This window comes from Aeromicrobium panaciterrae (genome assembly GCF_039537165.1).
GTDB lineage: Bacteria > Actinomycetota > Actinomycetes > Propionibacteriales > Nocardioidaceae > Aeromicrobium > Aeromicrobium panaciterrae.
The window spans coordinates 1,970,756-1,994,680 of record NZ_BAAAZZ010000002.1; the positions used below are offsets into that span (position 1 = coordinate 1,970,756).

Annotated in this window: 24 protein-coding genes; 16 read left to right on the forward strand and 8 right to left on the reverse strand. The window is 68.0% G+C overall.

Annotated features, from left to right (window positions below):
- Positions 1-30 precede the first annotated feature (30 nt).
- The 3 genes from radA to ABD683_RS10510 are packed head-to-tail and all read right to left on the reverse strand — an operon-like array spanning position 31 to position 4,005.
- Positions 31-1,407, reverse strand: a complete 1,377-nt coding sequence (gene radA, locus ABD683_RS10500; RefSeq protein ID WP_344769752.1) for a DNA repair protein RadA — start codon at positions 1,405-1,407, stop codon at positions 31-33.
- 35 nt (positions 1,408-1,442) lie between these two features.
- Complete coding sequence (locus ABD683_RS10505) at positions 1,443-3,158, reverse strand: hypothetical protein (protein WP_344769753.1); 1,716 nt, start codon at positions 3,156-3,158, stop codon at positions 1,443-1,445.
- A gap of 55 nt (positions 3,159-3,213) precedes the next feature.
- The gene (locus ABD683_RS10510; RefSeq protein ID WP_344769755.1) at positions 3,214-4,005 is read right to left on the reverse strand and encodes an alpha/beta fold hydrolase; all 792 of its coding nucleotides are present in this window, start codon (positions 4,003-4,005) and stop codon (positions 3,214-3,216) included.
- 34 nt (positions 4,006-4,039) lie between these two features.
- Between ABD683_RS10510 and ABD683_RS10515 the strand changes: the two genes are divergently transcribed.
- The 5 genes from ABD683_RS10515 to ABD683_RS10535 all read left to right on the forward strand — a co-directional run bounded on the left by ABD683_RS10515 (position 4,040) and on the right by ABD683_RS10535 (position 10,100).
- A complete protein-coding gene (locus ABD683_RS10515) occupies positions 4,040-5,728 on the forward strand; it encodes a hypothetical protein (protein ID WP_344769756.1) in 1,689 nt (562 codons plus the stop codon).
- Positions 5,729-5,791: 63 nt separating this feature from the next.
- A complete protein-coding gene (locus tag ABD683_RS10520) occupies positions 5,792-6,796 on the forward strand; it encodes a glycosyltransferase (RefSeq protein ID WP_344769758.1) in 1,005 nt (334 codons plus the stop codon).
- Positions 6,793-7,719 (forward strand): NAD-dependent epimerase/dehydratase family protein, encoded by a 927-nt coding sequence (locus tag ABD683_RS10525; RefSeq protein ID WP_344769760.1) that lies wholly within the window; start codon positions 6,793-6,795, stop codon positions 7,717-7,719. The genes ABD683_RS10520 and ABD683_RS10525 overlap by 4 nt, the downstream gene beginning before the upstream one ends.
- Before the next feature lie 17 nt (positions 7,720-7,736).
- A complete protein-coding gene (locus tag ABD683_RS10530; RefSeq protein ID WP_344769762.1) occupies positions 7,737-8,435 on the forward strand; it encodes a class I SAM-dependent methyltransferase in 699 nt (232 codons plus the stop codon).
- 9 nt (positions 8,436-8,444) lie between these two features.
- Positions 8,445-10,100 carry an asparagine synthase C-terminal domain-containing protein gene (locus ABD683_RS10535; protein ID WP_344769764.1) on the forward strand — a complete coding sequence of 552 codons (1,656 nt, stop codon included), beginning with the start codon at positions 8,445-8,447 and terminating at the stop codon, positions 10,098-10,100.
- 4 nt (positions 10,101-10,104) lie between these two features.
- On the opposite strand, the gene ABD683_RS10540 is transcribed toward ABD683_RS10535, so the two are convergent.
- Both ABD683_RS10540 and ABD683_RS10545 read right to left on the reverse strand, forming a co-directional pair.
- Complete coding sequence (locus tag ABD683_RS10540) at positions 10,105-10,743, reverse strand: VOC family protein (protein WP_344769766.1); 639 nt, start codon at positions 10,741-10,743, stop codon at positions 10,105-10,107.
- A gap of 80 nt (positions 10,744-10,823) precedes the next feature.
- Positions 10,824-11,561: a DUF3109 family protein gene (locus ABD683_RS10545; protein WP_344769768.1), complete on the reverse strand. Its 738-nt coding sequence runs from the start codon at positions 11,559-11,561 to the stop codon at positions 10,824-10,826.
- A 55-nt stretch (positions 11,562-11,616) separates the two neighbouring features.
- Between ABD683_RS10545 and ABD683_RS10550 the strand changes: the two genes are divergently transcribed.
- From ABD683_RS10550 to ABD683_RS10590, 9 genes are all read left to right on the forward strand, one after another.
- Positions 11,617-12,528, forward strand: coding sequence for a Ppx/GppA family phosphatase (locus ABD683_RS10550; protein WP_344769770.1), 912 nt, complete (start codon positions 11,617-11,619; stop codon positions 12,526-12,528).
- A gap of 24 nt (positions 12,529-12,552) precedes the next feature.
- Positions 12,553-13,350 carry a sugar phosphate isomerase/epimerase family protein gene (locus tag ABD683_RS10555; RefSeq protein ID WP_344769772.1) on the forward strand — a complete coding sequence of 266 codons (798 nt, stop codon included), beginning with the start codon at positions 12,553-12,555 and terminating at the stop codon, positions 13,348-13,350.
- Entirely contained in the window at positions 13,347-13,994 is a 648-nt protein-coding gene (locus tag ABD683_RS10560) for a LysE family translocator (protein WP_344769775.1), read from the forward strand. The genes ABD683_RS10555 and ABD683_RS10560 overlap by 4 nt, the downstream gene beginning before the upstream one ends.
- A 140-nt stretch (positions 13,995-14,134) precedes the next feature.
- Positions 14,135-14,938 (forward strand): pyrroline-5-carboxylate reductase, encoded by an 804-nt coding sequence (proC, locus tag ABD683_RS10565; RefSeq protein ID WP_344769777.1) that lies wholly within the window; start codon positions 14,135-14,137, stop codon positions 14,936-14,938.
- Complete coding sequence (locus ABD683_RS10570; RefSeq protein ID WP_344769779.1) at positions 14,935-16,113, forward strand: acetoin utilization protein AcuC; 1,179 nt, start codon at positions 14,935-14,937, stop codon at positions 16,111-16,113. Before proC ends, ABD683_RS10570 begins: the two co-directional genes overlap by 4 nt.
- 170 nt (positions 16,114-16,283) lie before the next feature.
- A complete protein-coding gene (locus tag ABD683_RS10575; RefSeq protein WP_344769781.1) occupies positions 16,284-16,469 on the forward strand; it encodes a helix-turn-helix domain-containing protein in 186 nt (61 codons plus the stop codon).
- Between the two features lie 175 nt (positions 16,470-16,644).
- The gene (locus ABD683_RS10580) at positions 16,645-16,746 is read left to right on the forward strand and encodes a 30S ribosomal protein bS22 (RefSeq protein ID WP_019143756.1); all 102 of its coding nucleotides are present in this window, start codon (positions 16,645-16,647) and stop codon (positions 16,744-16,746) included.
- Positions 16,747-16,751: 5 nt separating this feature from the next.
- Positions 16,752-17,726 carry an NAD-dependent epimerase/dehydratase family protein gene (locus ABD683_RS10585; protein ID WP_344769783.1) on the forward strand — a complete coding sequence of 325 codons (975 nt, stop codon included), beginning with the start codon at positions 16,752-16,754 and terminating at the stop codon, positions 17,724-17,726.
- Positions 17,723-18,952 carry a lysophospholipid acyltransferase family protein gene (locus ABD683_RS10590; protein WP_344769784.1) on the forward strand — a complete coding sequence of 410 codons (1,230 nt, stop codon included), beginning with the start codon at positions 17,723-17,725 and terminating at the stop codon, positions 18,950-18,952. Before ABD683_RS10585 ends, ABD683_RS10590 begins: the two co-directional genes overlap by 4 nt.
- Positions 18,953-19,102: 150 nt before the next feature.
- On the opposite strand, the gene ABD683_RS10595 is transcribed toward ABD683_RS10590, so the two are convergent.
- The 3 genes from ABD683_RS10595 to ABD683_RS10605 all read right to left on the reverse strand — a co-directional run bounded on the left by ABD683_RS10595 (position 19,103) and on the right by ABD683_RS10605 (position 21,870).
- Positions 19,103-20,155, reverse strand: coding sequence for a DUF5667 domain-containing protein (locus ABD683_RS10595; protein WP_344769785.1), 1,053 nt, complete (start codon positions 20,153-20,155; stop codon positions 19,103-19,105).
- A gap of 85 nt (positions 20,156-20,240) precedes the next feature.
- Positions 20,241-20,897 (reverse strand): sigma-70 family RNA polymerase sigma factor, encoded by a 657-nt coding sequence (locus ABD683_RS10600; RefSeq protein WP_344769787.1) that lies wholly within the window; start codon positions 20,895-20,897, stop codon positions 20,241-20,243.
- Positions 20,898-20,997: 100 nt separating this feature from the next.
- Positions 20,998-21,870 (reverse strand): HAD family hydrolase, encoded by an 873-nt coding sequence (locus ABD683_RS10605; RefSeq protein ID WP_344769789.1) that lies wholly within the window; start codon positions 21,868-21,870, stop codon positions 20,998-21,000.
- Between the two features lie 51 nt (positions 21,871-21,921).
- Here ABD683_RS10605 and ABD683_RS10610 point away from each other — a divergent pair, with 51 nt between their 5' ends.
- Both ABD683_RS10610 and ABD683_RS10615 read left to right on the forward strand, forming a co-directional pair.
- Positions 21,922-23,502, forward strand: a complete 1,581-nt coding sequence (locus tag ABD683_RS10610) for a class I adenylate-forming enzyme family protein (RefSeq protein ID WP_344769791.1) — start codon at positions 21,922-21,924, stop codon at positions 23,500-23,502.
- Positions 23,499-23,759 (forward strand): glutaredoxin family protein, encoded by a 261-nt coding sequence (locus ABD683_RS10615; protein ID WP_344769793.1) that lies wholly within the window; start codon positions 23,499-23,501, stop codon positions 23,757-23,759. The genes ABD683_RS10610 and ABD683_RS10615 overlap by 4 nt, the downstream gene beginning before the upstream one ends.
- Positions 23,760-23,925: the final 166 nt, after the last annotated feature.

Consider the following 23,925-nt stretch of genomic DNA (forward strand, 5'->3'; position numbering starts at 1 on the left):
TCACCTGAGTCCACGACAGTCTAGGCGACCTCAGTAAGGCGGAGGCGAATCGAGGCAGCTGACCGCCTCGGCAATGGTCTGGACGGCGGAGATCTTCATCGACCCGGTGAAGTCGCCGATGCCCTCGGACCCGGCGGGCACGACGGCACGCGTGAAGCCGATGCGTTCGGCCTCCCGCAGCCGGACCGTGAGGTTGCTGACCTTGCGCACCTCGCCGGCCAGACCCACCTCGCCGAACGCGACCAGGTCGGCGGGAGCAGCCTTGCCGTTGTGCGCGGATGCCGTGGCGATCGCGACGGCCAGGTCGACCGACGGATCGGTCAGCCGGGCACCGCCGACCGTCGCGGTGTAGACGTCGTGGCGGGACAGGTCGATGTGGCAGTGCTTGGTGAGCACGGCGAGGATCATCGCGACGCGGGAGGAGTCGAGCCCGCTGGACGTACGCCGTGGCGACGGGTTGGACGTCTCGACGCTGAGCGCCTGCACCTCCGCGAGGAGCGGTCGACGGCCCTCCATCGTGACGGTGACGCAGGTGCCGGGCACCGGCGTCTCGTGCCGCGACAGGAACAGGCCGGTCGGGTCGGGCACCTCGACGATGCCGTCGCCCGTCAGGTCGAAGCAGCCGATCTCGTCGACCGGCCCGAAGCGGTTCTTGACGGCACGCAGCAGCCGCAGCCGGGAGCTGCGATCGCCCTCGAACTGCAGCACGACGTCGACCAGGTGCTCGAGGACGCGCGGACCGGCAACCGACCCGTCCTTGGTGACGTGTCCGACGAGCAGGGTGGCGATGTTGTCGTGCTTGGCGCGCTGGATGACGGCTGACGCGACCTCGCGCACCTGGGTGACACCACCGGGCACGCCCTCGACGTCGGCCGAGCCGATCGTCTGCACCGAGTCGACGATCAGGAGCCCGGGCCTGACCTGCTCGACGTGGGTGAGGAGGCCGCCGAGGTCGGTCTCGGCGGCGAGGTAGAGGAGGTCGTGGACGGCGCCGGTACGTTCGGCGCGGAGCCGCACCTGCGCCGCTGACTCCTCGCCCGAGACGTAGAGCGTGCGGCGGCCGGCGCGCGCCCACCGTGCGGCGACCTCGAGCAGCAGTGTCGACTTGCCGACACCGGGCTCACCCGCCAGCAGGAGGACCGCGCCGGGCACGACGCCGCCGCCGAGCACGCGATCGAGCTCGCCGATGCCGGAGGTCTCCGACCGTGCCGACTCGATCGTGACCTCGCTGATCGGGATGGCGGGTGAGGTGACGGGCGCCGCCTGGGTGCGGCCCGTACGGGCGGGGGCGGCGATGTCGACCGTGCCCCAGGCCTGGCACTCACCACACCGGCCGACCCATTTGCTCGTGGTCCAGCCGCAGTCGACGCAGCGGTAGGCCGGTCGAGCGGTCTTGGTCGTCGCCATGCCCACACGCTAGGCGAGACCTCTGACGAAACCGTTCAACCGTTGGCGCGCTTGCGAAAGATCAGGTAGTGCTCGCCGATATCGACCTTGTCGTAGTGAGCGTAGAAGTAGTCGACCAAAGGCTGATCGGCCCTCCATTGTTGCTCCCCGAGGTCTGCCACGCGGGTACCGCCCTCGCTGATGAACACAACGTCTGGGAAATCGTCCGTGCGTTCGAAGAAGTCGATGGTGAACTGGGTGCTGGGACCGTCCGTTGGCATCCAGATGATGTTGGTGTCGATCCGGCCGCGTACATACAAATACGCGCTCACGCTTCCGTAGGCGAACACGCTGTCGTCGGGCCCCGACCAACGTCGGATCACTCTGCGCTCGGTCTCGGCCAAGGTGGCGTGCTCGGAGGTCGTACGAATTCCGGCGTACGCGCCCGCTGTGATTCGCGTGGTTGTGTTCCACGGTGCCGGATCGCGGAAAGAGAACAAGGTCTGCACGCCCATGGCGGCAACGAGGGAAACCCCCACGAAGCAAGCCGCGACTGCTTGCGTTCGATGTGGCGCCAGTATGGCTGGCATCGCCACAATCGCCCCGAAGGCGGGCGCAAGACCTAGGACGGCGACTCCCCAGAGGGGGGAGGCCGAGCTCACGGCGGCTGTCACCGGGAGGGAGAGCAACGCCGGTGGGAGGGCTAGGACCAATAGGGTCCGCACGTGGCCGTCGCGCGACCGGAACCCCTCGACAGCCACGGGGACAAGCAACACAATCATCACGATCGTCGCGTAAACACCGCTGTACCGGCCGAACGGAAATGGCGGCAGATCGGTTGCACCTGATAGGAGAAGCGACGGCACCGCCGCGGCAACGACCACTGCTACCAGGAGAGTTGCTCGCACGCGCTCGCCGATCCTCGGCACAAGAGCCATCACGGCAAGGATCCACATCGGTAGGTAGCGCCATGAGACCAAACCGTTCTCGAAGGTCCGTAGGAAGACCTTGATGCGTTCGACTGGGTGCGGCCTCACTGCTTGGTAGTCCGACGTGTAGGTGAGTGTGTCCCGGACGTTGGACACTCCGACGACGACTACCAGCCAGGCAAATGCCACAAGTACGACGGCAGCCGCGCCGACAGATAGCAGAAGGCGGACACGCCGGTCGCGAGCGACCACGAAGCAGATGACGAGCAACAGCGCAGCAGGCGGGATCGCGGCAGGATGGGAGAACCCCGCAATTGCTGCGGAGGCTCCTGACACTGCCGCCCATCGACCAGAATGCCGGACGATCGCCGCATGTGCGGCCGCTGTGGCGACCACCAATGTGATGCTCGGAGCAGTTGTGTAGTTGACCAGCATGAGGTTGAAGCTGGTCGGTACCAGGGCCGCGGCGGGAATCGTGAAGGCGACCCAGGGCCGGAAGCTGGGGCGCAACGCGCGGTAGGCGATGTAACAGGCGGCCGCTGACAACGCCACGAAGAACAATCGGGAGGCAAGAACGATGCCGTCGAGGCCTACGACGTGGACCCACAACCAGGTGAACGGTACGGCGAGGAACGACCCGGTGGCCTGTGCGTTCATCTCGTCGACGAATGGCACAGCACCGTCGGCGAGGCGGATCGCCATAACGACAGAATGGGCGCCGTCGCCTCGGTCGGCCCCGAACTGTGTGCGCCACAGTGCCCACACAACGAGGATGAGCGCAGACGAGGCGACGCCGACTCGTTCTGCGCGGGACGCCTGTTCCCCGCCCGCTTTGATCTTCATTTCATCCCGTCGCGTTCCACGATGTCGGGACGAGCATAGTCTGCGGCGATACTGCTCAGGTCGTGAGGAACGGCGCGATGCGTTCGGCGACGATGTCCCCGGCGACGTCGTGACCAGCCCCGACCATGTGATCGAGGGCGCCGTTCGGCAGCGCCTCGACCAGCTGTCGGGCAACATCGATCATGAACCCGTGATCGGCCCCACCGACCAGCACGAGGGTCGGTGCCGTGACGCGGGCCAGCAGGTCGATCGGCACGACTCCGCCGTGCTCGTCGCCCATGGCGGCCGAGTCGTACGCGAGGGTCGGCGCCACCTCGGTCATCGTCGCCCAGCCCAGACCCTGCTGCATGCCTGTCACGACCTGCTCCGGCACGCCGACCAGCTTCATGAACTCCACCATTGCGTCGCTCGGTCGGTCCTCGGCGAGCAAGGTGTGCAACCGGGCGTGCCAGTCGACACCGGCCTGTTCACCGCCGGCGAGGTTGTAGGGCGCATCGTGCATGACGACACGGTCGATTGAGAGTCCGCGCGCTGCCGCGTTCATCGCGAGGGCCGCACCCGAGGAGTGGCCGTAGAGCGAGGCGTGCCCGCCGACCGCCTCGATCAGGGCTGCGATGTCCTCGACCTCGCGCTCGACGAGATAGGGCGGGTGCTGACTCGCATCGTCGCTCTCACCGCGACCGCGGCGGTCGACGTTGATCACGCGGCACCGCGCGGCGAGGGCATCAGCCAACGGGCGCGTCACCCCGCGAGTGCACGTGGCGCCGGCGAGAACGATCACCGCCGGGCCGTCGCCGAGGTCGTCGTACGCGATCCGGGTGCCGTCGGCGGATGTCACAGATGCCATACGCCGACACCAGGTGACTCACTAGACTCGCCGGGTGGATTCGGTCCGGTTGCAGCGAGTTCTGTCTGCCGCCTCGGCCGTGGTCAGCGCCGTGATCGTGGGCGTGATGCTCGTCGCGTGCACCCGTGGATTCGACTTCACCGATGAGGGCTACTACGTCGTGTCGATCGCGGATCCGGGCCTCTACTCGGCCGGTGCCACACAGTTCGGCTTCGTCTACCATCCGCTGTTCGAGCTCCTCGGATCCGACATCGTCCGGCTGCGCCAGGCCAACGTGGTGCTGACATTCGGGCTGGCCTGGCTGCTCGCGTACGTGTTGCTGCGCAAGCTCGTCGACGTACGCGCGCAGCGGCTCGCGATCTCGGCCGCCGTCGCCACGGCCTCGATGATGATCTTCGCCATCTGGGTCATCACGCCCAGCTACAACAGCCTGGCGCTGCAGGGGGTGATGGTCACGATGCTCGGGGTCGCCCTGGTCGAGGAGCGCTGGTGGGCGTGGGCGTTGATCGGGCTGGGAGGTGTGATCGCCCTGCTGGCCAAGCCGACGACCGCGTTGGCACTCGCCGCGCTCGTGCTGCTCTGCCTCTTCGCGATGCGTACGTTCCGCTGGCGGGGCGCGCTTGTCGTGGGGGCCGTGGCCGTCGGAACGCTCGCGGCCTGCGCACTCGCGATCGACGGATCGCTGGTGGAGTTCTGGCAGCGCACCGCGGACGGTGCCGACCAGATGAAGCTCCTCGACGCTCGACATGACGTGTCCGCGGCGGTGCGCATCGATGCGATCGAGCCGGGCGAGCGACTGCTCCTGCTGGCGTTGGCATTCGCCGGGATCGTCGTCGCCGTTGCGTACGCCAGGCGCCTCACCGCGGCGGTGATCGTGGTCGCCCTTGCGGCAGTTGCGGTCCTCGCGGTGTACGGCCACGTCGCCGAGGTACTCGGCACCAACCCGCAACGCGCGCTGCTGTTCCTCGCCATCCCGGCAGCGGCACTACTCGTCCTCGACCTCAGGCGTGCGGCGCTCGCCGTCACGCTCCTGCTGCTGCCGCTGGCGTACGCGTTCGGGTCCAACGGCAACTACTGGCAGGTCGGCGGCAGCGCTGCCGTGCTGTGGGTGCTGGCTGGCGTGGTCGCGGTCGGCAGGCGTTCACTGCCGGCTTTGGCGGCGGTCGGGATCGTCAGCCAGGTGGCGATCGTGGCGCTCCTGGCAGCAGGCGATCCCTACCGTCAGCTCGACCCGCTCGCGGACCAGACCATCGCGACCGGGATCGGCTCGTCGACGATCCATCTTGGCCCCGGCGTCGCCGCCTACGTACGTGAGGCGTCCCGGGTCGCCCGCGATGCCGGGTTCGAGCCCGGCACGCCCATGATCGACCTCACGGGGAAGTCGCCAGGCCTCCTGTACGCACTCGACGCCGAACCGATCGGGCAGGCGTGGATGATCGGTGGCTATCCCGGCAGCGACGAGCTCGCCATCGAGTCGCTCGAGCTGTCAGGGTGCAAGGACGTCTCGACATCCTGGATCCTCACCGAGTTCAGCGGCGCCCGGAGCCTCTCGGAGTCGGTACTCGTTCCGTTCGGCGCAACTCTCGCCGACGACTATGAGGTCGCCGGCTCGTGGGACACCGCACCCGGCGTCGCCGGATTTGCCGACCCCGTACGGCAGGTCCTGTGGCGGCCCACCCGTTCTTCGCAGGAGGCGCTGTCGGCCTGCCAGAGCGCGAGTTGAGTCCGTCGCCTCACGCTGGGATATTGTTCGGAGTCGACCGCGACCCTCACCGAGAAGGCACCTGTGACCACTGACGAAGTCTCGACGCCGATCTCGGTGTCCGTGGTGGTTCCCGTCTACAACGGGCAGGCGACACTGGGCGCCCTGGTCGACGAGCTCGCCGCCCTGACGACGCCCCAGCAGACGGGGGGCGGTCTGACGTACGTCGTCGATTCCGTCGTGCTCGCCTGGGACCACGGCAAGGACGCCAGCGACGAGCTCATCCGCGAGCTCGCGGCCGAGCACTCGTGGGTCAGGCCGGTGTGGCTGTCGCGCAACTTCGGCCAGCATCCCGCGACGTGCGCCGGCATCCTCGCCACCGGGTCCGACTGGGTCGTCACGATGGACGAGGACGGCCAGCACGATCCCGCCTACATCGGCGCGATGCTCGACCGCGCCTACGAGACCCGCTCCCAGCTCGTCTACGCCAACCCGTCCAACCGGCCGCCGCACAGCTTCCTGCGCAACCTCGCATCGCGTACGGCCAAGCGGGTCTTCAAATGGCTCATCGGCAATGCGACCGTCGACGTCGACTTCCACAGCTACCGGCTCATGGCCGGAGGCGTGGGCCGGGTCGTCGCCGCGTCGATCGGCCCCGGCGTCTATCTCGACGTCGCGCTGGCCTGGGTCGTGCCGACCGTGACCAGTGCCGACGTGCCGATGCGCACCGAGGGCCGCCCGGCCACCAGCTACACCCCTCGCCGCCTCGCCTCACACTTCTGGCGCCTCGTGCTGTCATCGGGCACCAAGCCGCTGCGCGTCATCTCCGGTGTCGGCGTGATCTCGGCCTTCCTCGGTTTCGCCCTCGGCATCTTCTACGTGATCCAGAAGGCGACGGGTGACGTGCACGTGCAGGGCTGGACGACCGTCATGGTCGGCGGCCTCGTCGGCGGTGGCCTGATCCTGCTCTCGCTCGGTGTGATCGCGGAGTACCTCGGGATGATCGCGGCCCGGTCGATGGGTCGTACGAGCTATCTCGTCGTCGCCGATCCCCAGACGGCGTTCCCGGGCGCGACCGACTCCAAGTGACGCTCAAGGCCTGGGTCATCGGCGCCGGCGGTCTCGTCGGTTCGGCTGTGGCCCGCAGCCCGGGCCTCGACGTGTTCGCAGCGGCCCCGGTCCCGTGGGGCACAGCCGAAGCCGCCGACGTGCTGGGCGCAGAGCTGGACCGGTTCGCCGACTGGACCGGTGACGACGAATGGGGCATCGTCTGGGCCGCCGGCGCCGGGGTGATGCTCACCAGCCAGGAGTCCCTCGACCTCGAGCTGGAGCTCTTCGACTCGTTCTGCGCGAGTCTGGCCGCCAACCTGCCCACGGGCCGCGGTGGCTTCTATCTCGTGTCGTCGGCCGGTGGCGTCTATGCGGGTTCGTCGCAACCACCGTTCGGCCCGGCGACTCCGCCCCGGCCGCTCAACGCGTACGGGCGCATGAAGCTCGCCCAGGAGCAGCGCGCCGTCGACACCGTGGCCTCGCTGCTGCCCGTGACGATCGGACGGCTGTCCAACGCGTACGGGCCGGGCCAGGACCTGTTCAAGCAGCAGGGCCTGATCACCCAGCTCGGGCTCAGCGCGCTGCTGGGCCGTCCGGCGACGATCTTCGCGCCACTGCCCACCTTGCGCGACTACATCTACGTCGATGACGCGGCACGCTTCGTGGTCGCCGACCTGCATCGCATGACGGGTGCCCGACTCGGCGCCACCCGGCGGGTCGTCAGCTCGGGGCGGGCCGCGAGCATCGCCGAGCTGATCTCGATCGTCGAGCAGGTCACCGGACGTACGTTCCCCGTCATGCACCGTCTCGCCGGAGGTCCGTACTTTCTGGACCTGCGCCTGCGGACCTCCGACCAGGTCGGCGTCGCTGGACAAGCCACGCTGCTCGAGACCGGCGTCGCGCTGGTCTATGACGACCTGGTGCGTCAGCTCGCCGACGGCCGTCTGGCCGCCCTCGTCTGAGCACTAGAGTTCTCTCCATGGATCCCGTCGAGATAAAGCAGATGGCTGTCATCGAAGAGAGCCACTGGTGGTTCCGCGAGAGGCGGGCTTTGATCGCCCGCGAGCTCCGACGGGTGACCCCCGGCAAGGCGATCGACATCGGTGCCGCAGCCGGTCGCAACACCAGCGTGCTGGTCGATCTCGGCTGGCAGGCATACGCCCTCGAGTACGACGAGTCGGGCGCCGAGATGGCCAAGGAGCGCGACATCAACGTGGTCCGCGGGGATGCCACGCTGCTCCCGTTGCCGTCGTCGACGTTCGACCTCGCGGTCTCGTACGACGTGCTCGAGCACATCGAGGACGACGCCGCCGTGGCCCGCGAGATGCTTCGGGTGCTCAAGCCCGGTGGCCGGGTGCTGATCGCCGTGCCGGCGGACCCCAAGCTGTGGAGCGAGCACGACGACGCCGTGAGCCACCTGCGTCGCTACACGCGCGAGTCGCTGACGACGTTGTTCGAGGACGCCGGATTCGACATCGAGAAGGTCAAGTCGTGGAACGTCATACTGCGCCCCGCGATCGCCTGGAAGCGCGGCCGTGAGTCCAACTCCGGCAGCGACATCGAAGCGGTGTCGAAACCGCTCAACCGGGTGCTGCACGCGATCGTGGGCGCCGAGCGCTACTTGCCGACCGGCAAATTACCTGGCGTTTCACTGATGTTGCGGGCCCGCAAGCGCTAATCTGCGGCGGTGCGCCCGCCGGTACCCGCGTCGAGACCTGAACGGTTCGGCGCCTATTCCTTCGTCTGCGGCGCGGTGGGTCCGCCAGACCCGGCGGTGTGGCAGCGGTTGATCACATCCGCTCCTGTCGCTCTGCCGACGTTGGAGTCCGGGCCGACGTTTGCCTTCGCCTCATCGGCGGCCCCAGACCTGGTCTGTGCCGGCGGTCGAGCCTGGACCTGGGGCAACGCGCGGCCCGATCCGTCCATACCGGCGAACTGGCGTGGGGCGGCACACGATCGTGGTGCGGCGGGATTGTGGGTCGAGGTCGACTCCGTACGCCTCCACACCGATGGCTTGGGGATGCATGACGTCTTCATACGTGAGGTTGGCGAAACCACCTACTTCGCCAACCGCATCACACCCCTGACAGGGATCGCCGATGCGCTCCTGACGACCGACTGGGACGCCTGGGGTGAGCACCTTGCGTTCGGCGGCATGATCGGGGATGCGACGGGCTTTTCCGAGATCCGTCGGCTCAGGTTTGGCCAGTCCGTGGTGCGTGCTGGCGCAAGCCAGACGATCGAGACCGAGCTGCCCCCATGGGCAGAAGGCAATGGGCCGGAGCTGTCGTCAGCCGCGCTGGCTGCTGCGCTACGTGATCAGCTTCCGGGAAGAAATGGTGAGGCGACTGCGATCGCCCTCAGCGGTGGGTGGGACTCGCGCGTCATCGCCATGGCCCTGGCAAGGAACGGCGCAAGGAGGCCTCTCGCCTGGACCATCTCCCCGGACAACGGTTTCGACGATGACCTCCTCATGTCGGCAGGTGTCGCGAAGGCGCTTCGCCTGAAGCAGAGGGTCGTCTCGCAGGCCGCCGAGAGCTGGACGGTGCATCGCCCCGCAGCGCTGCTGCGTATGGAGCACCAGTCGTGGATGCACACGTGGATGGCTCCACTCGGGACGGCGGTCGCGAGAGCCGGCCGGCCGGTGTTCGACGGGCTTGGTGGTGACCTCCTCCTGCGGAACCGGTTTGGAACAGAGGCTGTCCTGGATGCCCCGAACCCGGCGGTTGCCGAGGAGCTCCTGTTCAGGTGCTTCGGTGGTGCGCGTGTCGCGGCTGACAACGTTCTTGCCGAGCCCTGGGCAGATCGCTGGCGGACGACGACGAGAGAGAGCTCCCGGCGTGAAGGTCGGCTGTGGGACGGACACCCGTCCTCCGTGACGATGCGGGTTCTCGCCGGCCGGACCAACCGGTTGATCTCGATCGCGCCCCTTCGCCATTTCGGTCCAGAGGTTGCGGTGCTGCTGCCGATGGTCGCGGGGGACTTCATCGGAGCGGCGCTTCGCGTGCCGACTGAACGCAAGCGAGACGGCAACTTCCTTCGCGAGGTCATGGCACATCTCGATCCGAGGACTGCTGCGCTGCCCTCGACCAACGATGGGTTGCCCAAGACCACTGCCCGCAGTCCCCGGACCGAGCGGACCGCGACGGCGTTCGCCTGGATCGCCGAACAGATCCATGCAGATCCGCAGGTGCAGGAGATCCTGCACCCGGTCCTTCTGGACGCGATGGTCGATCAGGAGCAGCAGCGCAGGCTGGGAGACGGACCGCTCCGGGTGCTGCAGTGGGCGAGCACGGTGGCGCACTGGCGAGCGACACACCAAGGAGTGCTTGCCGAGGTCTGAGGACTCAGACGCGTACGGTGCCGGCCGCGGTCGCGAACTCGGCCGCGAGGATGCCGGGGGTGCCGTGCGGGGCGACCCAGCGGACCTCGATCTGCTCGAGTGCCTCCACCGCGGGCTCGCCGAGGTAGGTCGCGAGTCGCTGCGGGTCGCCGGCGATCTCGAGCGCAGTGAGGCTGATGCCGGTGTCGGCGGCGGTCGACGGGTGCTCGGACATGTCGATGTCCCAGCTGATGACGAACGGCAGCTGCGGGTCGGACTTCATCCCGCTGGTGCCGATCTGGCGCCACTCGAGGTTGAAGCCGTCCGGACGGCGCCGGTTGCCCGGCACGGCGTGGCGGCCCATGCGCTTCTCGACCTCGCTCATGTCGTCGACGGCGAGGCACCAGCCGAGCCAGCCACCGCCGGCGTCGGAGCGCTGGCGTACGGCCTGGCCGAATGCGGCCTTGTCGGCAGCAGGGTGGTCGAGGACTTCGACGACCTCGAGGTACTGCTGGTTGTCGAGCGGCAGGATCATGTTGCGCGTGCCGAAACGGGGGTGCGCGCCGCCGTTGACGAAGGTGGCACCCAGCAGCTCTTCGAGCTTGGCCGTCGTGCCGGCAAGGCCGTCAGCGCCGACGGCGAAGGAAACGTGATCGAGGTGCATACGGCATTGTTGCCTGACCCGGGAGCACGCTATTCCGGGGGGTTACCGGTCGATAGCGAAATGGCGTGGTGTATTGCGTCTCACAGGCTTGCGGCGTGGGGGTTCGGCGCCCCGCCGGCTTCGTGTGCCTCGCACTGGCGGACCAGCTCGGCGTAGCCAGCTTCGCCCATGAGCTCGGTCAGCTCGTCGCGGTTGGAGACGTATACCGGCTCCATCCCGACGTGCGCCTCGGTGTTGGAGGAGCAGTACCAGTCGAGGTCGGCGCCGCCCGGCCCCCAGCCGGCGCGGGTGTATTCGCCGATCTGCACCTCGGTGTAGGTCGATCCGTCGCCGCGGTCGACGTCGCGGAACTGGCGACGCAGCGGCAGCTGCCAGCAGACGTCGGGCTTGGTGGTGTGCGGCTTGATGCCCTCGGCCAGCGCATAGCCGTGCAGCGCGCAGCCGTAGCCGCCCTCGAACCCCTTGGAGTTGTGGAAGATGCAGGCACCCTCGTACGCGCGGGTCTTGAGGTCGCCCTCGTCGTCCTTCTCGGTCCAGCCGCGGGCGTGGCCCTCGTCGTGGTGCTCCCACTGCGCCGGAGTGAGCTTCTCCATGACGGCCTCGACACGCTTGGCGTCGTCGTCGTCGGAGAAATGCGCGCCGAGCGTGCAGCAGCCGGCATCCGGGGAGGTGTCGTAGATGCCGGGGCAGCCAGCGCCGAAGATGCACGTCCAGCGCGACGTCAGCCAGGTCAGGTCGCAGCGGAACACCTCCGTCTCGTCGGACGGATTGGCGAACTCGACGTACGTACGGGGGAATCCGAGCTCTACTTCAGGCACCACGCCACAGTAGTCGCGACGGTCAAGACCAGCGCGCAATGAGACAATGGGGCCCATGCGCATGGGTGTGCTCGACATCGGGTCCAACACGGGCCACCTTCTCGTGGTCGACGCCTTCCGTGGTGGTCCTCCCGTTCCCGCGCACTCCTACAAGGAGCCCCTGCGGCTGACCGATCATCTCGACTCGACGGGTGCCATCAGCGAGGACGGAGTCGCCCGGCTCGGCAAGTACATGATCGAGGCCAAGGCGGAGGCAGAGGACAAGGGCTGCACGCAGATCCTCGCGTTCGCCACCTCGGCCGTACGCGACGCGATCAACGCCGATGACGTCATCAAGCAGGTCAACAAGGCCAGTGGCCTCGACCTCGAGGTGCTCGGCGGTGCCGACGAGGCGCGGCTGACGTTCCTCGCCGCGCGTCGCTGGTTCGGCTGGTCGTCGGGACGTCTCGGCGTGTTCGACATCGGCGGCGGCTCCCTGGAGCTCGCGGTCGGGTCCGACGAGTCGCCCGACGTCGCCACGTCGGTACCCCTCGGTGCCGGCCGGCTGACCCGCGAGTGGCTCAACGCCGGCAGGAGCGGCGCCGACCTTCGTCTCCACGTGCGCTCCTCGATCGCCGACGAGGCGGGCGCGATCCTGCGCGGCGGTGGCTTCGACCGAGCCGTCGCGACCAGCAAGATGTTCCGTTCGCTGGCGCGCATGTGCGGCGCACCAGCCTCGAGCGAGGGCCAGTACGTACGCCGCACGTTGCGCCGTGACGACCTGGTCCCACTCGTCGAGCAGCTCGCGGAGATGCGACCGGACGACGTGGCAAAGCTCCCCGGTGTCTCGGTCGACCGTGCCGACCAGATGTATGCCGGCGCGATCGTGGCCACGGCGACGATGGACCTGTTCGATCTGGAGGAGCTCGACATCTGTCCGTGGGCGCTGCGCGAAGGCGTTCTCCTCGAGCATCTCGACCAGCTGTAGGCCCGGCGATCTAGTCTGGACAGCGTGCCCGAACCCATCCGCGTCTCGATGTCGACCTCCTCGGTGTATCCGGGGTCGACGGCCAGCGGCTTCGAGGCGGCGGCGCGGCTTGGCTTCGACGGTGTCGAGGTGATGGTCGGAATCGACGACGTCAGCGCCGACATCACCGCGATCAAGGCGCTGAGCGCGTTCCACGAGATACCCGTCGTGTCAGTACACGCTCCCTGCCTGCTCGTGACGCAGCGCGTGTGGGGGAGCGACCCGTGGGGCAAGCTCGACCGCAGCGCCGACATGGCGCACGAGGTCGGTGCCACCACGATCGTGGTGCACCCGCCGTTCCGGTGGCAACGTGACTACGCGCGCGGGTTCGTCGAGGGCATCGCCGGCATGGAGGCCAAGCACGGTCTCACGTACGCCGTCGAGAACATGTACCCCTGGCGCACCGGCAAGCGTGAGTTCCAGGCCTACGCGCCGGGCTGGAACCCGGTCGAGCAGGACTACGCCCACGTCACGGTCGACCTGTCCCACAGCTCGACGGCGGGCCAGGATCCCGTGCAGATGGCCGAGGACCTCGGAGACCGGCTGGCCCATGTCCACATCACCGACGGCTCCGGCTCCGCCAAGGACGAGCACCTGGTGCCCGGTCGCGGGACCCAGCCGTGCGAGGCATTCCTGGCCGCGGTCGCCGCCTCCGGCTTCGGCGGCGAGATCGTCGTGGAGATCAACACCCGCAAGGCGTCCGACCAGTCCGCCCGCGAGGCGGACCTCCTGGAGGCCATGGCGTTCACCCGTCTCCACGCCGCACGAGAGGTCTCGTCATGATCACCGCTGACCAGCTGCTGGCGTTCGGGCTGGCCGCGCTCATCCTCATCGCGATTCCCGGGCCCAGCGTCGTCTTCGTCATCGGGCGTGCCCTGTCGTACGGGCGTGGCATCGCGCTCGCCACCGTCGCCGGCAACTCTCTGGGCCTGCTGGCGATCGTCATCCTCGTCGCACTCGGGCTCGGTGTGATCGTCCAGGAGTCGGTGCTCGTCTTCACGATCCTCAGGTTCGCCGGCGCCGCCTATCTCGTGTGGCTCGGAATCCAGGCGATCCGCCACCGCAAGGGGTTCGACGTGGGCAGCGCCGGTACGGGTGTCGCTCCGGGGCTCTCGACCGCCACGGCGGTGCGCCAGGGCTTCATCGTCGGGTTCTCCAACCCCAAGGCGTTCATGATCCTCGGCGCCGTCCTCCCGCAGTTCGTCGACCGGGGAGCCGGCCACGTGCAGATGCAGATGCTGCTGCTCGGTCTGCTCGCATTCGGCATCGGCATCGTGTCCGACAGTCTGTGGGCCGTGATCGCCAGCCAGCTGCGCTCGTGGTTCAACGCCTCGCCCAAGCGCGGTGAGGCGATGGGTGTCATCGGCGGCACCTCGATGATCGGCCTTGGCATCGGTCTCGCAGCGACGGGCAACAACCACCACTAGTCGCGCCATGGTGGAGGGCGGTGGATATGCAACCCCATGGCGGCTCATACGGTTGACGCTGCACCGATCGAGGCTGCAAGCCTTCATACGGTTGAGGATCCACCGCTCCCGGGCCGGATCGTCTGACTAAGGTGGATCGCATGAGTCAGCGCATCGCGGTCCTCGGCGCGGGCGTGATGGGCGAGACGCTCCTCGCCGCGATCCTCAGCCAGGGACACCCCGTCGCCGACCTCGTCATCAGCGAGAAGCGTGACGAGCGCGCCGCCGAGCTGCGCGAGACGTACGGCGTCGAGGTCACCGGCAACGCGGAGGCCGTCACCGGCGCCGACACGATCCTGGTCGTGGTCAAGCCGCAGGACGTGCCGGCGCTCCTCGCCGAGATCAGCTCGTCCGTGGCCGCGAGCTCGACCGTCGTCTCACTCGCCGCCGGCATCCTCATCGAGACGCTCGAGTCGGCGCTGCCCGATGGGGTCGCGGTCGTACGCGCGATGCCCAACACGCCGGCGCTCGTCGGCGAAGGCATGTTCGGCATCTCCGGCGGCTCGGCCTGCTCGGCGGAGCAGCTCGCTGCGGTCACCGCCCTGCTGGAGTCGGGCGGCAAGGTCGTCACGGTCGACGAGGCGCAGCAGGACGCCGTCACGGCGGTGTCCGGATCCGGTCCGGCCTACGTCTTCTACCTCGCCGAGGCGATGATCGCCGGTGGCGTCGAGGCCGGGCTCGACGAGCCAACCGCCCGTACGCTCGCGGCCCAGACCCTGGTCGGCGCATCGAAGCTGCTGGCGGAGTCCGACGACACCGCCGAGGAGTTGCGCCGCCGCGTCACCTCACCCAACGGGACGACCGCAGCGGCGATCTCCACGTTCGACGACCGCGGTGTCAAGGACGCACTCATCGCCGGCGTGAAGGCAGCGGCCGCGCGATCCACAGAGCTGTCGAAGCCATGACGGACGCCAAGGCGGTGCTCGTCTTCGACGAGACCATGACGAGCTACAACTTCGGCCCGTCGCACCCGATGGCGCCCGTACGCATCGAGCTGACCATCGAGCTGGCCACCGAGCTCGGCATCCTCGACGGCATGAGCGTCGTCGGCGCAGCGGCGGCAACCGAGGACGACCTCAACCTCATCCACTCGGCGCAATACATCGAGAAGGTCCACAAGCTCAGCGACCACCCGATACACGCCGACCCGTCGATCGGGCTCGGCACGTCCGACAACCCGGTGTTCCTGCACATGCACGAGGCCAGCGCCCTGGCGGCGGGCGCGAGCGTCGAGGCGGCGCGACGTGTCTGGACCGGTCAGGCGCCTCGCGCGGTCAACATCGCCGGTGGTCTCCACCACGCGATGCGCGACCACGCCAGCGGCTTCTGCATCTACAACGACGTGGCCCTCGCGATCCGCTGGCTGCTCGACAACGGTGCGCAGCGGGTCGCGTACGTCGACGTCGACGCCCACCACGGTGACGGCGTGCAGTCGATGTTCTACGACGATCCCCGGGTGCTCACGATCTCGATCCATGAGGGACCGCAGACCTTGTTCCCGGGCACCGGCTATTCCACCGAGACCGGGGGAGAGGGTGCTGAGGGTTCATCGGTCAACGTCCCGCTCCCACCCGGTACGTCGGATGCCGGCTGGCTGCGGGCGTTCCACGCCGTCGTGCCACCGCTGGTTCGCGAGTTCAAGCCCGACATCCTGGTGACGCAGCACGGCTGTGACTCCCACATGGACGATCCGCTGACCAACCTGATGCTCAGCGTCGACGGCCAGCGCGCGTCCTACCTGGCGTTGCGGGAGCTCGCCGAGGAGGTCTGCGAGGGCAAGTGGGTCGCCACCGGAGGCGGCGGCTATGCCGTCATGGACGTCGTGCCGCGGGCCTGGGCACACCTGCTCGCGATCGTGTCGGGCGAGCCGCTCGATCCGCAGTCCGCGACTCCGGCCGAGTGGCGAGCTCGCATCCACAAAATGCGCGGCATTGCAGGTCCGCAGCAGATGACGGACGGCCGTAGCCCGGCTTATCGCGCGTGGGAGAACGGATATGACCCCGACAGCTGGCTCGACCGTTCCATCCAGGCCACCCGGACGGCCGTGTTCCCGCTGAACGGTCTCGATCCGCAGCCCTGACACCGCCGAAAACAGGTGACGTTCCCCACCTGGACCGATTTTGGCCAACTACTGTCACCGGGGCCTCATTTGCCACTAGTGTCGACGCAAGCACGCGCGCTGCATCTCCGGTGGGGAAGCCGGAGAGCGCGCGTGCCCTGAGTCGATATCCCCAGATAGTAGGTGGCGAGATGGCATCCGGCCCGACATTCATGACGGTCGCGGAAGTCGCGACGCAGATGCGCGTGTCCAAGATGACCGTCTATCGCCTCGTCCACTCCGGTGAGCTCGAGGCCGTACGCGTGGGTCGCTCCTTCCGGGTGCCTGAGAGTGCCGTCGAGGAGTTCCTCGCCAAGTCCTACTTCCAGGCCGGCTGAGACCGCCGGGCACGTGCCCGTCATCACGTGGTCGGCCGGATTCGGCGCCGCTGGCGGCGTGTAGGCTGTGGGACAGCCAAAAGTGGCTATTGAGACGTTGCCGCGCAGGCTCGGCGGACCATCTTTCGTGCACACAGCCACCACCGTGTGGCCAACAGGAATTGAGTAGTGACCCGTGGGTTCAGTCATCAAGAAGCGTCGTAAGCGGATGTCGAAGAAGAAGCACCGCAAGATGCTGAAGCGCACCCGAGTGCAGCGCCGCCGTCTGGGCAAGTAACCCCCATGGGCAGGGTCGTCCTCGTCACGGGAATCGCCAGCAGCTTTGCTTCCCAGTTCGCCAACCGCATTGCCGAGTCCAAGGGCATCGACAAGGTGGTCGGCATCGACACGATCCTGCCAAAAGGTCAGCTTGAGGGCGTCAAGTTCGTCCGCGCTGACATCCGCACCCCGGTGGTTGGCAAGGTCATGGCCGTCGAGGAGGTCGACACCGTCGTGCACCTGGGGGTCGGCCCGCCGACCAAGGGTCGGTCGAGTGCTGCCAAGGAGCTCAACGTCATCGGCACGATGCAGCTCCTGGCCGCCTGCCAGCGCGCCGCCGGGGTCACCAAGTTCGTCCTCGGCTCCTCCACCGCGGTCTACGGCACCTCGCCGCGCGATCCCGCGATGTTCACCGAGTCGTCCCTGGCACGTGGCGGCGTACGTTCCGGCTTCCCCAAGGACATCGTCGAGGTCGAGTCCTACGTACGCGGCTTCGCCCGTCGACGCCCCGAGGTCATCATCACGACCCTGCGCGGGGCGCAGCTGCTCCACCAGGACATCGACACCCCGCTCCGCCACTACTTCGACAGCCCGGTCCTGCCGACCGCATTGGGCTTCGACCCGAGGTTGCAGTTCCTCCACGTCGAGGACGCCATGAATGTGCTGGTGGAGTCGGTGGTCAACGACCGTCCCGGCACGTTCAACGTGGCTGGAGACGGTGTCGTCATGCTCAGCCAGGCTGCCCGCCGACTCGGCAAGCCGCTCATCCCGCTGCCGTCATTCGGATTCGCCGCCGGGGCCCGGCGCGTCCTGAAGGCGATGGGCTCAGACCTCTCACCCGACCTGCACCGCCTGCTGACCTACGGTCGCGTCGTCGACACGACGGCGCTGCGTGACATCTTCGGCTATGAGCTCAAGTGGACCTCGGAGCAGGCGTTCGAGGACTATCGAGCAACGGCACGTCCCGGCATCCTCTCCTCGATCGGAGGTCGAGCATGAGCGACGACAAGCTCCAGGGCATCGGCACGAAGGGCAAGGCGGGACGCGGCAGCCGCGCCGAGTCGCCGTCGAGCGCCGCCCGCGCGTTGGCCGGCGGTGCGCAGCCCAAGAAGCCCGTCAAGAAGGCCAAGACCGCCGCACCCGCCGCTGCCAAGAAGGCAACGGCAAAGAAGGCACCGGCCAAGAAGGCCCCAGCTCCCAAGAAGGCAGCCCCGGCGGCCGAGAAGCCGCGCCTGCGAGCCGTCACCGACGAGGATGCCGCTCGCGCGGCGGCGGAGGCGGCCGAGGAGGCCGCGCGCAAGACACGTACGGCCGGCGCTGCGCCGTTGGCAGCGGGCATCCCGATCGACGAGATCTTCGTGGCCGTCATCCAGGCCGCACAGCGGGTTCTCGGATCCGACTGGGAGAAGCGCCTCGCCACATTGCTCGCGACGATCCGCACGCGCCTGGAGGGTGACTACGAGGTCGACGAGTTCGGCTTCGACCCGCAGATCACCGAGGTTTTCACGGCAGCCGTCGAGCCGCTTGCCGAGAAGTGGTTCCGCCTGGAGGTGCGCGGTGTCGAAAACATCCCCACCGAGGGCGGCGCGCTCCTGGTGGCCAACCACTCCGGCACGGTCCCGCTCGACGGGTTGATCACGGGCTACGCCGTCAAGAAGTACGCCGGACGCAACCTTCGGCCCCTCGGCGCCGATCTCGTCTTCTCCCTGCCGTTCGTCGGTCAGGTTGCCCGCAAGGTCGGCGCCACGCTCGCCTGCTCCGAGGACGCTGAACGGCTGCTGACCACCGGCGAGCTCGCCGGGGTGTGGCCCGAGGGCTTCAAGGGCATCGGCAAGCCCTACGCCGACCGCTACAAGCTGCAGCGCTTCGGCCGTGGTGGATTCGTGTCATCGGCGATGCGGGCGCAGGTCCCGATCGTGCCGGTGTCGATCGTCGGCGCCGAGGAGATCTATCCGCTGGTCGGCAACGTACCGTCCCTGGCGCGCCTGCTGGGCCTGCCCTACCTCCCGATCACACCGTTCTTCCCGCTGCTGGGCCCGTTGGGTCTCATCCCGCTGCCGAGCAAGTGGATCATCGAGTTCGGTGAGCCGATCCGTACGGACGCCTACGAGCCCGAGGCAGCAGACGACCCGATGCTGCTGTTCAACGTGACTGACCAGGTGCGCGAGACGATCCAGCAGACCCTCTACAACCTGCTGGTGGACCGAGGCAACGCGTTCTTCTGAGGGCTGAAGGCGCTCCGCGCCTGAGCGTCGAAGAAAGCTAGGGAGCGAAGCGACCGTGAGTGGAACACGCCGAAGGCGTCAGACTACGAAGCTTTGGTGAGCTGACTACCCAACGTTGGGAACTGACCGCAGGCAGATCAGCCGTGCGAGTTATTTGCCTCCGCCGAGCAAACCGTTGAGCAGGCTCGGGACGAGGCCCTCTTCGCCCAGGAGCCCGTCGATCAGCGGGTCGGTGACGGGACTGAGGTCGATCGGGGGCAGGGTGACCTGAGGCGAGGTCGGCTTCGGTGCGGCGGGCGTCGAGCCACCCGTGGCGCTGGTCGTCGGCGTCGGCGTGGGCGTGGTCGGCGCCTTGGTGGTCGACGACGGCTCCGTCGTGTCGGTGGTGTCGGTGGTCAGTGCCGTGACGGCGTTGACCAGCGACTGGGCGTCGGCCGACGAGCAGGAGGAGCAGAGTGACGACGCCTGGACCGCGAGATCACTGATCGTTTGCGCGGCCGACCTGAACGCGTCGTCCGCGCCCTCGGGCAGGAAGCTCGACAGGGCGGCGAGCTCGGTCGCGGCGGAGGCGGCGAAGTCGTTGACCTTCTGGATCGATGTGGTCTTGCCGTGATTGTCGAAGTCCTCGAACAGCGAGCTGGAGCCCTTCTCGGCCTGGCTGCTGAAGTCGTCGAGAGTGTCGGCGATCAGGGCATCGGTGCGCGAGGACGGGTTGTCGCTGAGCTTGCGGGCTTCGGCGAGACGTTCGGACGCCTGAGCGAGCTGGTAGGAGCCACGTGAGCTGTCACCCTGATGGAGGGCGAGCTGCACGGACTCGACGCTGCGCTTGACCGGGTAGAGCATCTCACCGGGGACCGCGGAGGCGCTGGACGAGACCAGCCCGACGACACCGGCGGAGGCCAGTGCGGCAGCGGTCAGTCCGGCGATGCGGCGGCGTACGGGTCGGCGGGCAGGCGCAGGGCTGATGGTTCGGACCCCTGAAGTGCCCGGAGCCGGTGTCCCAGCTGGGACGAGAGCTGTCTCGGCCTCCGTCATCAGGGCGGAGCGAAGCGAGAGGCGGAATTCGGGAGTCGGCTCGGCGACGGCGGACTCGCACAGGATCTCGGCGACCCGGACCAGCTCGGCGATCTGCTCGTCGCGGGGCGCGCGACCGCTCCAGGCCTCGTCAAAGGACTGGGCGTCGTCAGCTCGACGGCCGATCATGAAGGGTTCCTCCCGATATGTGGTTCTACAGTCATGTCAACGAGTTCGCCGGGTCGGAAGTTACGGGAATTCACCGTGAGGTCGCTCATCGGACATCCTCCGAAACCGTCTTGGCCAGGCTGCGTACGGCACGCAGCTGCAGCTGCTTGACGGCACCTTCGCTGCGACCGAGGGCGGCGGCGGTCTGCGCGATCGACAGGCCCTGGATGAATCGCATCAGCACACAGTCGCGCTGCTCGTTGGGGAGTGCGTTGACCGCCTCGAACAACATCTCGTTGGAGATCAGCGAGAGGACTTCCTGCTCGGGACTGGCGACGACCGTCTTGCCCTCGGGGATCGTCTCGGAGACGATCTCGAGGCGGGCACGGCTCGACTTGAAGTGGTCGGCGACGAGGTTGCGGGCGATCGTCGTCAGCCAGGCGCCGAAGTCCTTGCCCTGCCAGTTGAACCGCTGGATGGCGCGGAGTCCGCGTACGAAGGTCTCGCTGGTCAGGTCCTCGGCGAGCTGCTGGGAGCTGACGCGATAGTAGATGAAGCGGAAGACGCCCGACACGTAGTGGTCGTACAGCTGACCGTAGGCCTCGGCGTCTCCGTCCTTGGCGAGGTCGACGAGTGCGCGCAGGCGGGACGCCTCGGGATCGAAGCCCTCGTCCTCGGGGCCGGGCGAACCGTTGGCCGGCGCGTAGGCAGGAGAGTCGGCGACCGTGAGCGCAATCGCGAGCTGACGATCATCGAGACCCATGAGGGCATACGACAATGCGTCACGCAACGCAGTCGTTGGAAATGTCACAGGCCCTCCCTGATCACAGGGAGTCTAACGTGTCGGCGGGCCAGTGTCAGGATTACCGTTTTTTCTGGCGGCGCAGGAATTTCACCGCTCCGCCAGCCGCCCCGGCGACGAGCGCGCCCTTGGCGCTGGCGACGGCGACCTTCCGTCCCGTGCGGTAGTCGCGGATGCGCCATCCGTTGGCCTTCGCGTGAGCCCGGAGCACCTTGTCGGGGTTGATCGCACACGGATTGCCGACCATCGACAGCATCGGCAGGTCGTTGCTGGAGTCGGAGTACGCGTAGCAGTCGTCGAGCACCAGCCCGTCACGGCGGACGATCTCGCGTACGGCGACCGCCTTGCTCTCCCCGTGGAGCATCTCGCCGACCAGCTCGCCGGTGTATACGCCGTCGACGTGCTCGGCGACGGTGCCCAGCGCACCCGTCAGGCCGAGGCGGCGGGCAATCGTGTTGGCGATCTCGACGGGTGCGGCGGTCACCAGCCAGACGTTCTGGCCGCGGTCGAGGTGCCACTGGGCGAGCGCGCGGGTGCCGGGCCAGATCTTGTGCGCCATGTTCTCGTCGAAGATCTCCTCACCGACCTCTTCGAGCTCCTGGACCGTGTGGCCCTTGATGAACGCCAGCGCCGACGAGCGGGCCTTGGCGATGTGCTCGGGGTCCTCGACGCCGGCGAATCGGAAGTAGAACTGCTGCCACGCGGCCTTGGCGATGTCGGCGGTCGTGAAGAACTTGCGACGGTGCAGGCCACGGGCGAGGTGGAAGATCGAGGCGCCCTGCATGATCGTGTTGTCGACGTCGAAGAACGCCGCGGCGGTGGTGTCCTTGCCCGGATCCAGCGCGTCTTCCATCTCAGAGCTGGACGCGGCGGCCTGGCCCGCGAGCAGCGAGCGCGACTGCAGGTTGCGCGGTTCGCTGGGGTCCTTGGACATGAACCGACAGTAATGGCTATGAGCGCTGGCACGCTGTGGTTGACTCAAAGGGTGACAGTCAATGTCAGCGAGTACCTCCGCGAGGCCGCGGTGCGCGACCCTGACGGTGTTGCACTGGTCGAAGGTGTTGCTCTGAAGGGCGGCAAGGATCGACGTCAGCTCACCTGGAAGCAGTTCGACCAAGCGGCCGATGCCGTCGCGCGCGGACTTTCGGGCCGCGGGCTTCGCGCCGGACAGCGCGTCGCGATCGTCATGGCCAACCGGATCGACCTGCCGATCGCCTACTACGGCATCCTCCGTGGCGGGATGGTCGCCGTACCGATCAACCCGCGGTCCACGACGGGCGAGATCGACCGCATGCTCACCGACTCGCGGAGCAAGGTCGTGCTGTGTGACGAAGCCGGTGTGGCGCAGGTGCGTGAGGCAGTCACCCAGGAGATTGCGGTGATCGTCGACGGCACCGAGGCGCAGGGTGACGAAACCCCGTTCGCCGACTTCCTCGCCGATGCGACGGGTACGGACCCCGCGGCTCCGCCCGACGCCGAGGCGCTCGCGGTCGTCCTCTACACCTCCGGCACCAGCGGCAAGCCGCGCGGCGCGATGCTCAGCCACCGGGCGCTGATCGCCAACATCGAGCAGGTCTCCCGCATCGAGCCCGCGCCGGTCACGGCCGACGACGTGTGCCTGGGCCTGCTGCCGATGTTCCACATCTACGGTCTCAACTGCGTTCTGGGCCAAGCCGTGAAGCAGGGTGCCTCCGTGGTGCTGGTCGACGGCTTCGACCCCGGCGGACTGCTCGACCAGATCAAGGCCGAGGGTGTGACCAACCTTCCCCTGGCACCGCCTGTCGTCGCGGCGTGGGCCGGACGTGACGACCTGCGCGACAAGCTCGCCGGCGTCAACCTGATCCTGTCGGGAGCGTCGACGCTCGATCCCGAGCTTGCTGACTCGTTCTACTCCTCGTCCGGCAAGCACATCGAGCAGGGCTACGGTCTCACCGAGACCGCCCCGGTCATCGCCGTCACGATGGGCGCTCAGCGCGCCGAGGACGGTGGGCCTCGTGGCGGCATGGTCGGTCGCCCGCTGCCCGGAATCGACGTACGTATCGTCGAGGCCAGCGGCGAGGACGCTGCGCCCGGCGATCCCGCCGAGATCTGGGTCAAGGGTGACAACCTCTTCAAGGGCTATTGGCCTGATGGTGTCGACGGTCCGCGCGACGACGGGTGGTACCCCACGGGTGACGTCGGCTACCTCGACGAGAACGGCGACCTCACCCTGGTCGACCGTCTGCGTGAGCTCGTCATCGTCTCCGGCTTCAACGTCTATCCGTTCGAGGTCGAAGACGTCATCTCAGAGGTCAACGGTGTCGCCCAGGTCGCCGTGGTCGGCCTGCCCGACGAGGAGACCGGTGAAGCCGTCGTGGCCTTCGTCGTGGCCGAGTCCGGTGCCGCTGACGACCAGCTGCTGAGCGAGTCGGTGGAGGCGCACTGCCGTACGCGGCTCGCCCGGTTCAAGCAGCCCCGTCGCATCGTCGTGGTCAAGGGGCTCCCGCACTCCGCCACGGGCAAGGTCGCCAAAGGGCGTTTGCGCGCCCTGGCCCGCAGCGAGTCGCTCGGCCTCGAGACGTCGTGACAGGGCCGGCTCACGCCGACGACGCACGCGTCGTCGTCTATTCGCGCGCCGCATGCCACCTCTGCGAGGCGGCCGAGGCGTTGGTTGCCGAGATCTGCGCCGACACGGGCGACACCTGGACACGGGTCGAGATCGACGGCGATCCCGATCTGGTCGAGCGGTTCACCGAGCAGGTGCCGGTGACGTTCGTCGACGGCAAGCAGCACGACTTCTGGCGCGTCGACGAGCGCCGACTGCGGGCGGCGCTGGGCAAGTAGCGCCGTCGTGCCGACGGGAAGCCCGCCTGTTCCTCGCGTTCGCGTGGTGACGTAGGTCACGTGTCTCACCTGGTTTCGACCTTCCTGACGCCTGCGGCGTTGTTCGCGCCCCCTGCTCGCCCACGTGAATGGCTGTTTTGCGGCGAATTCTGGGGGCTCGTGGGGG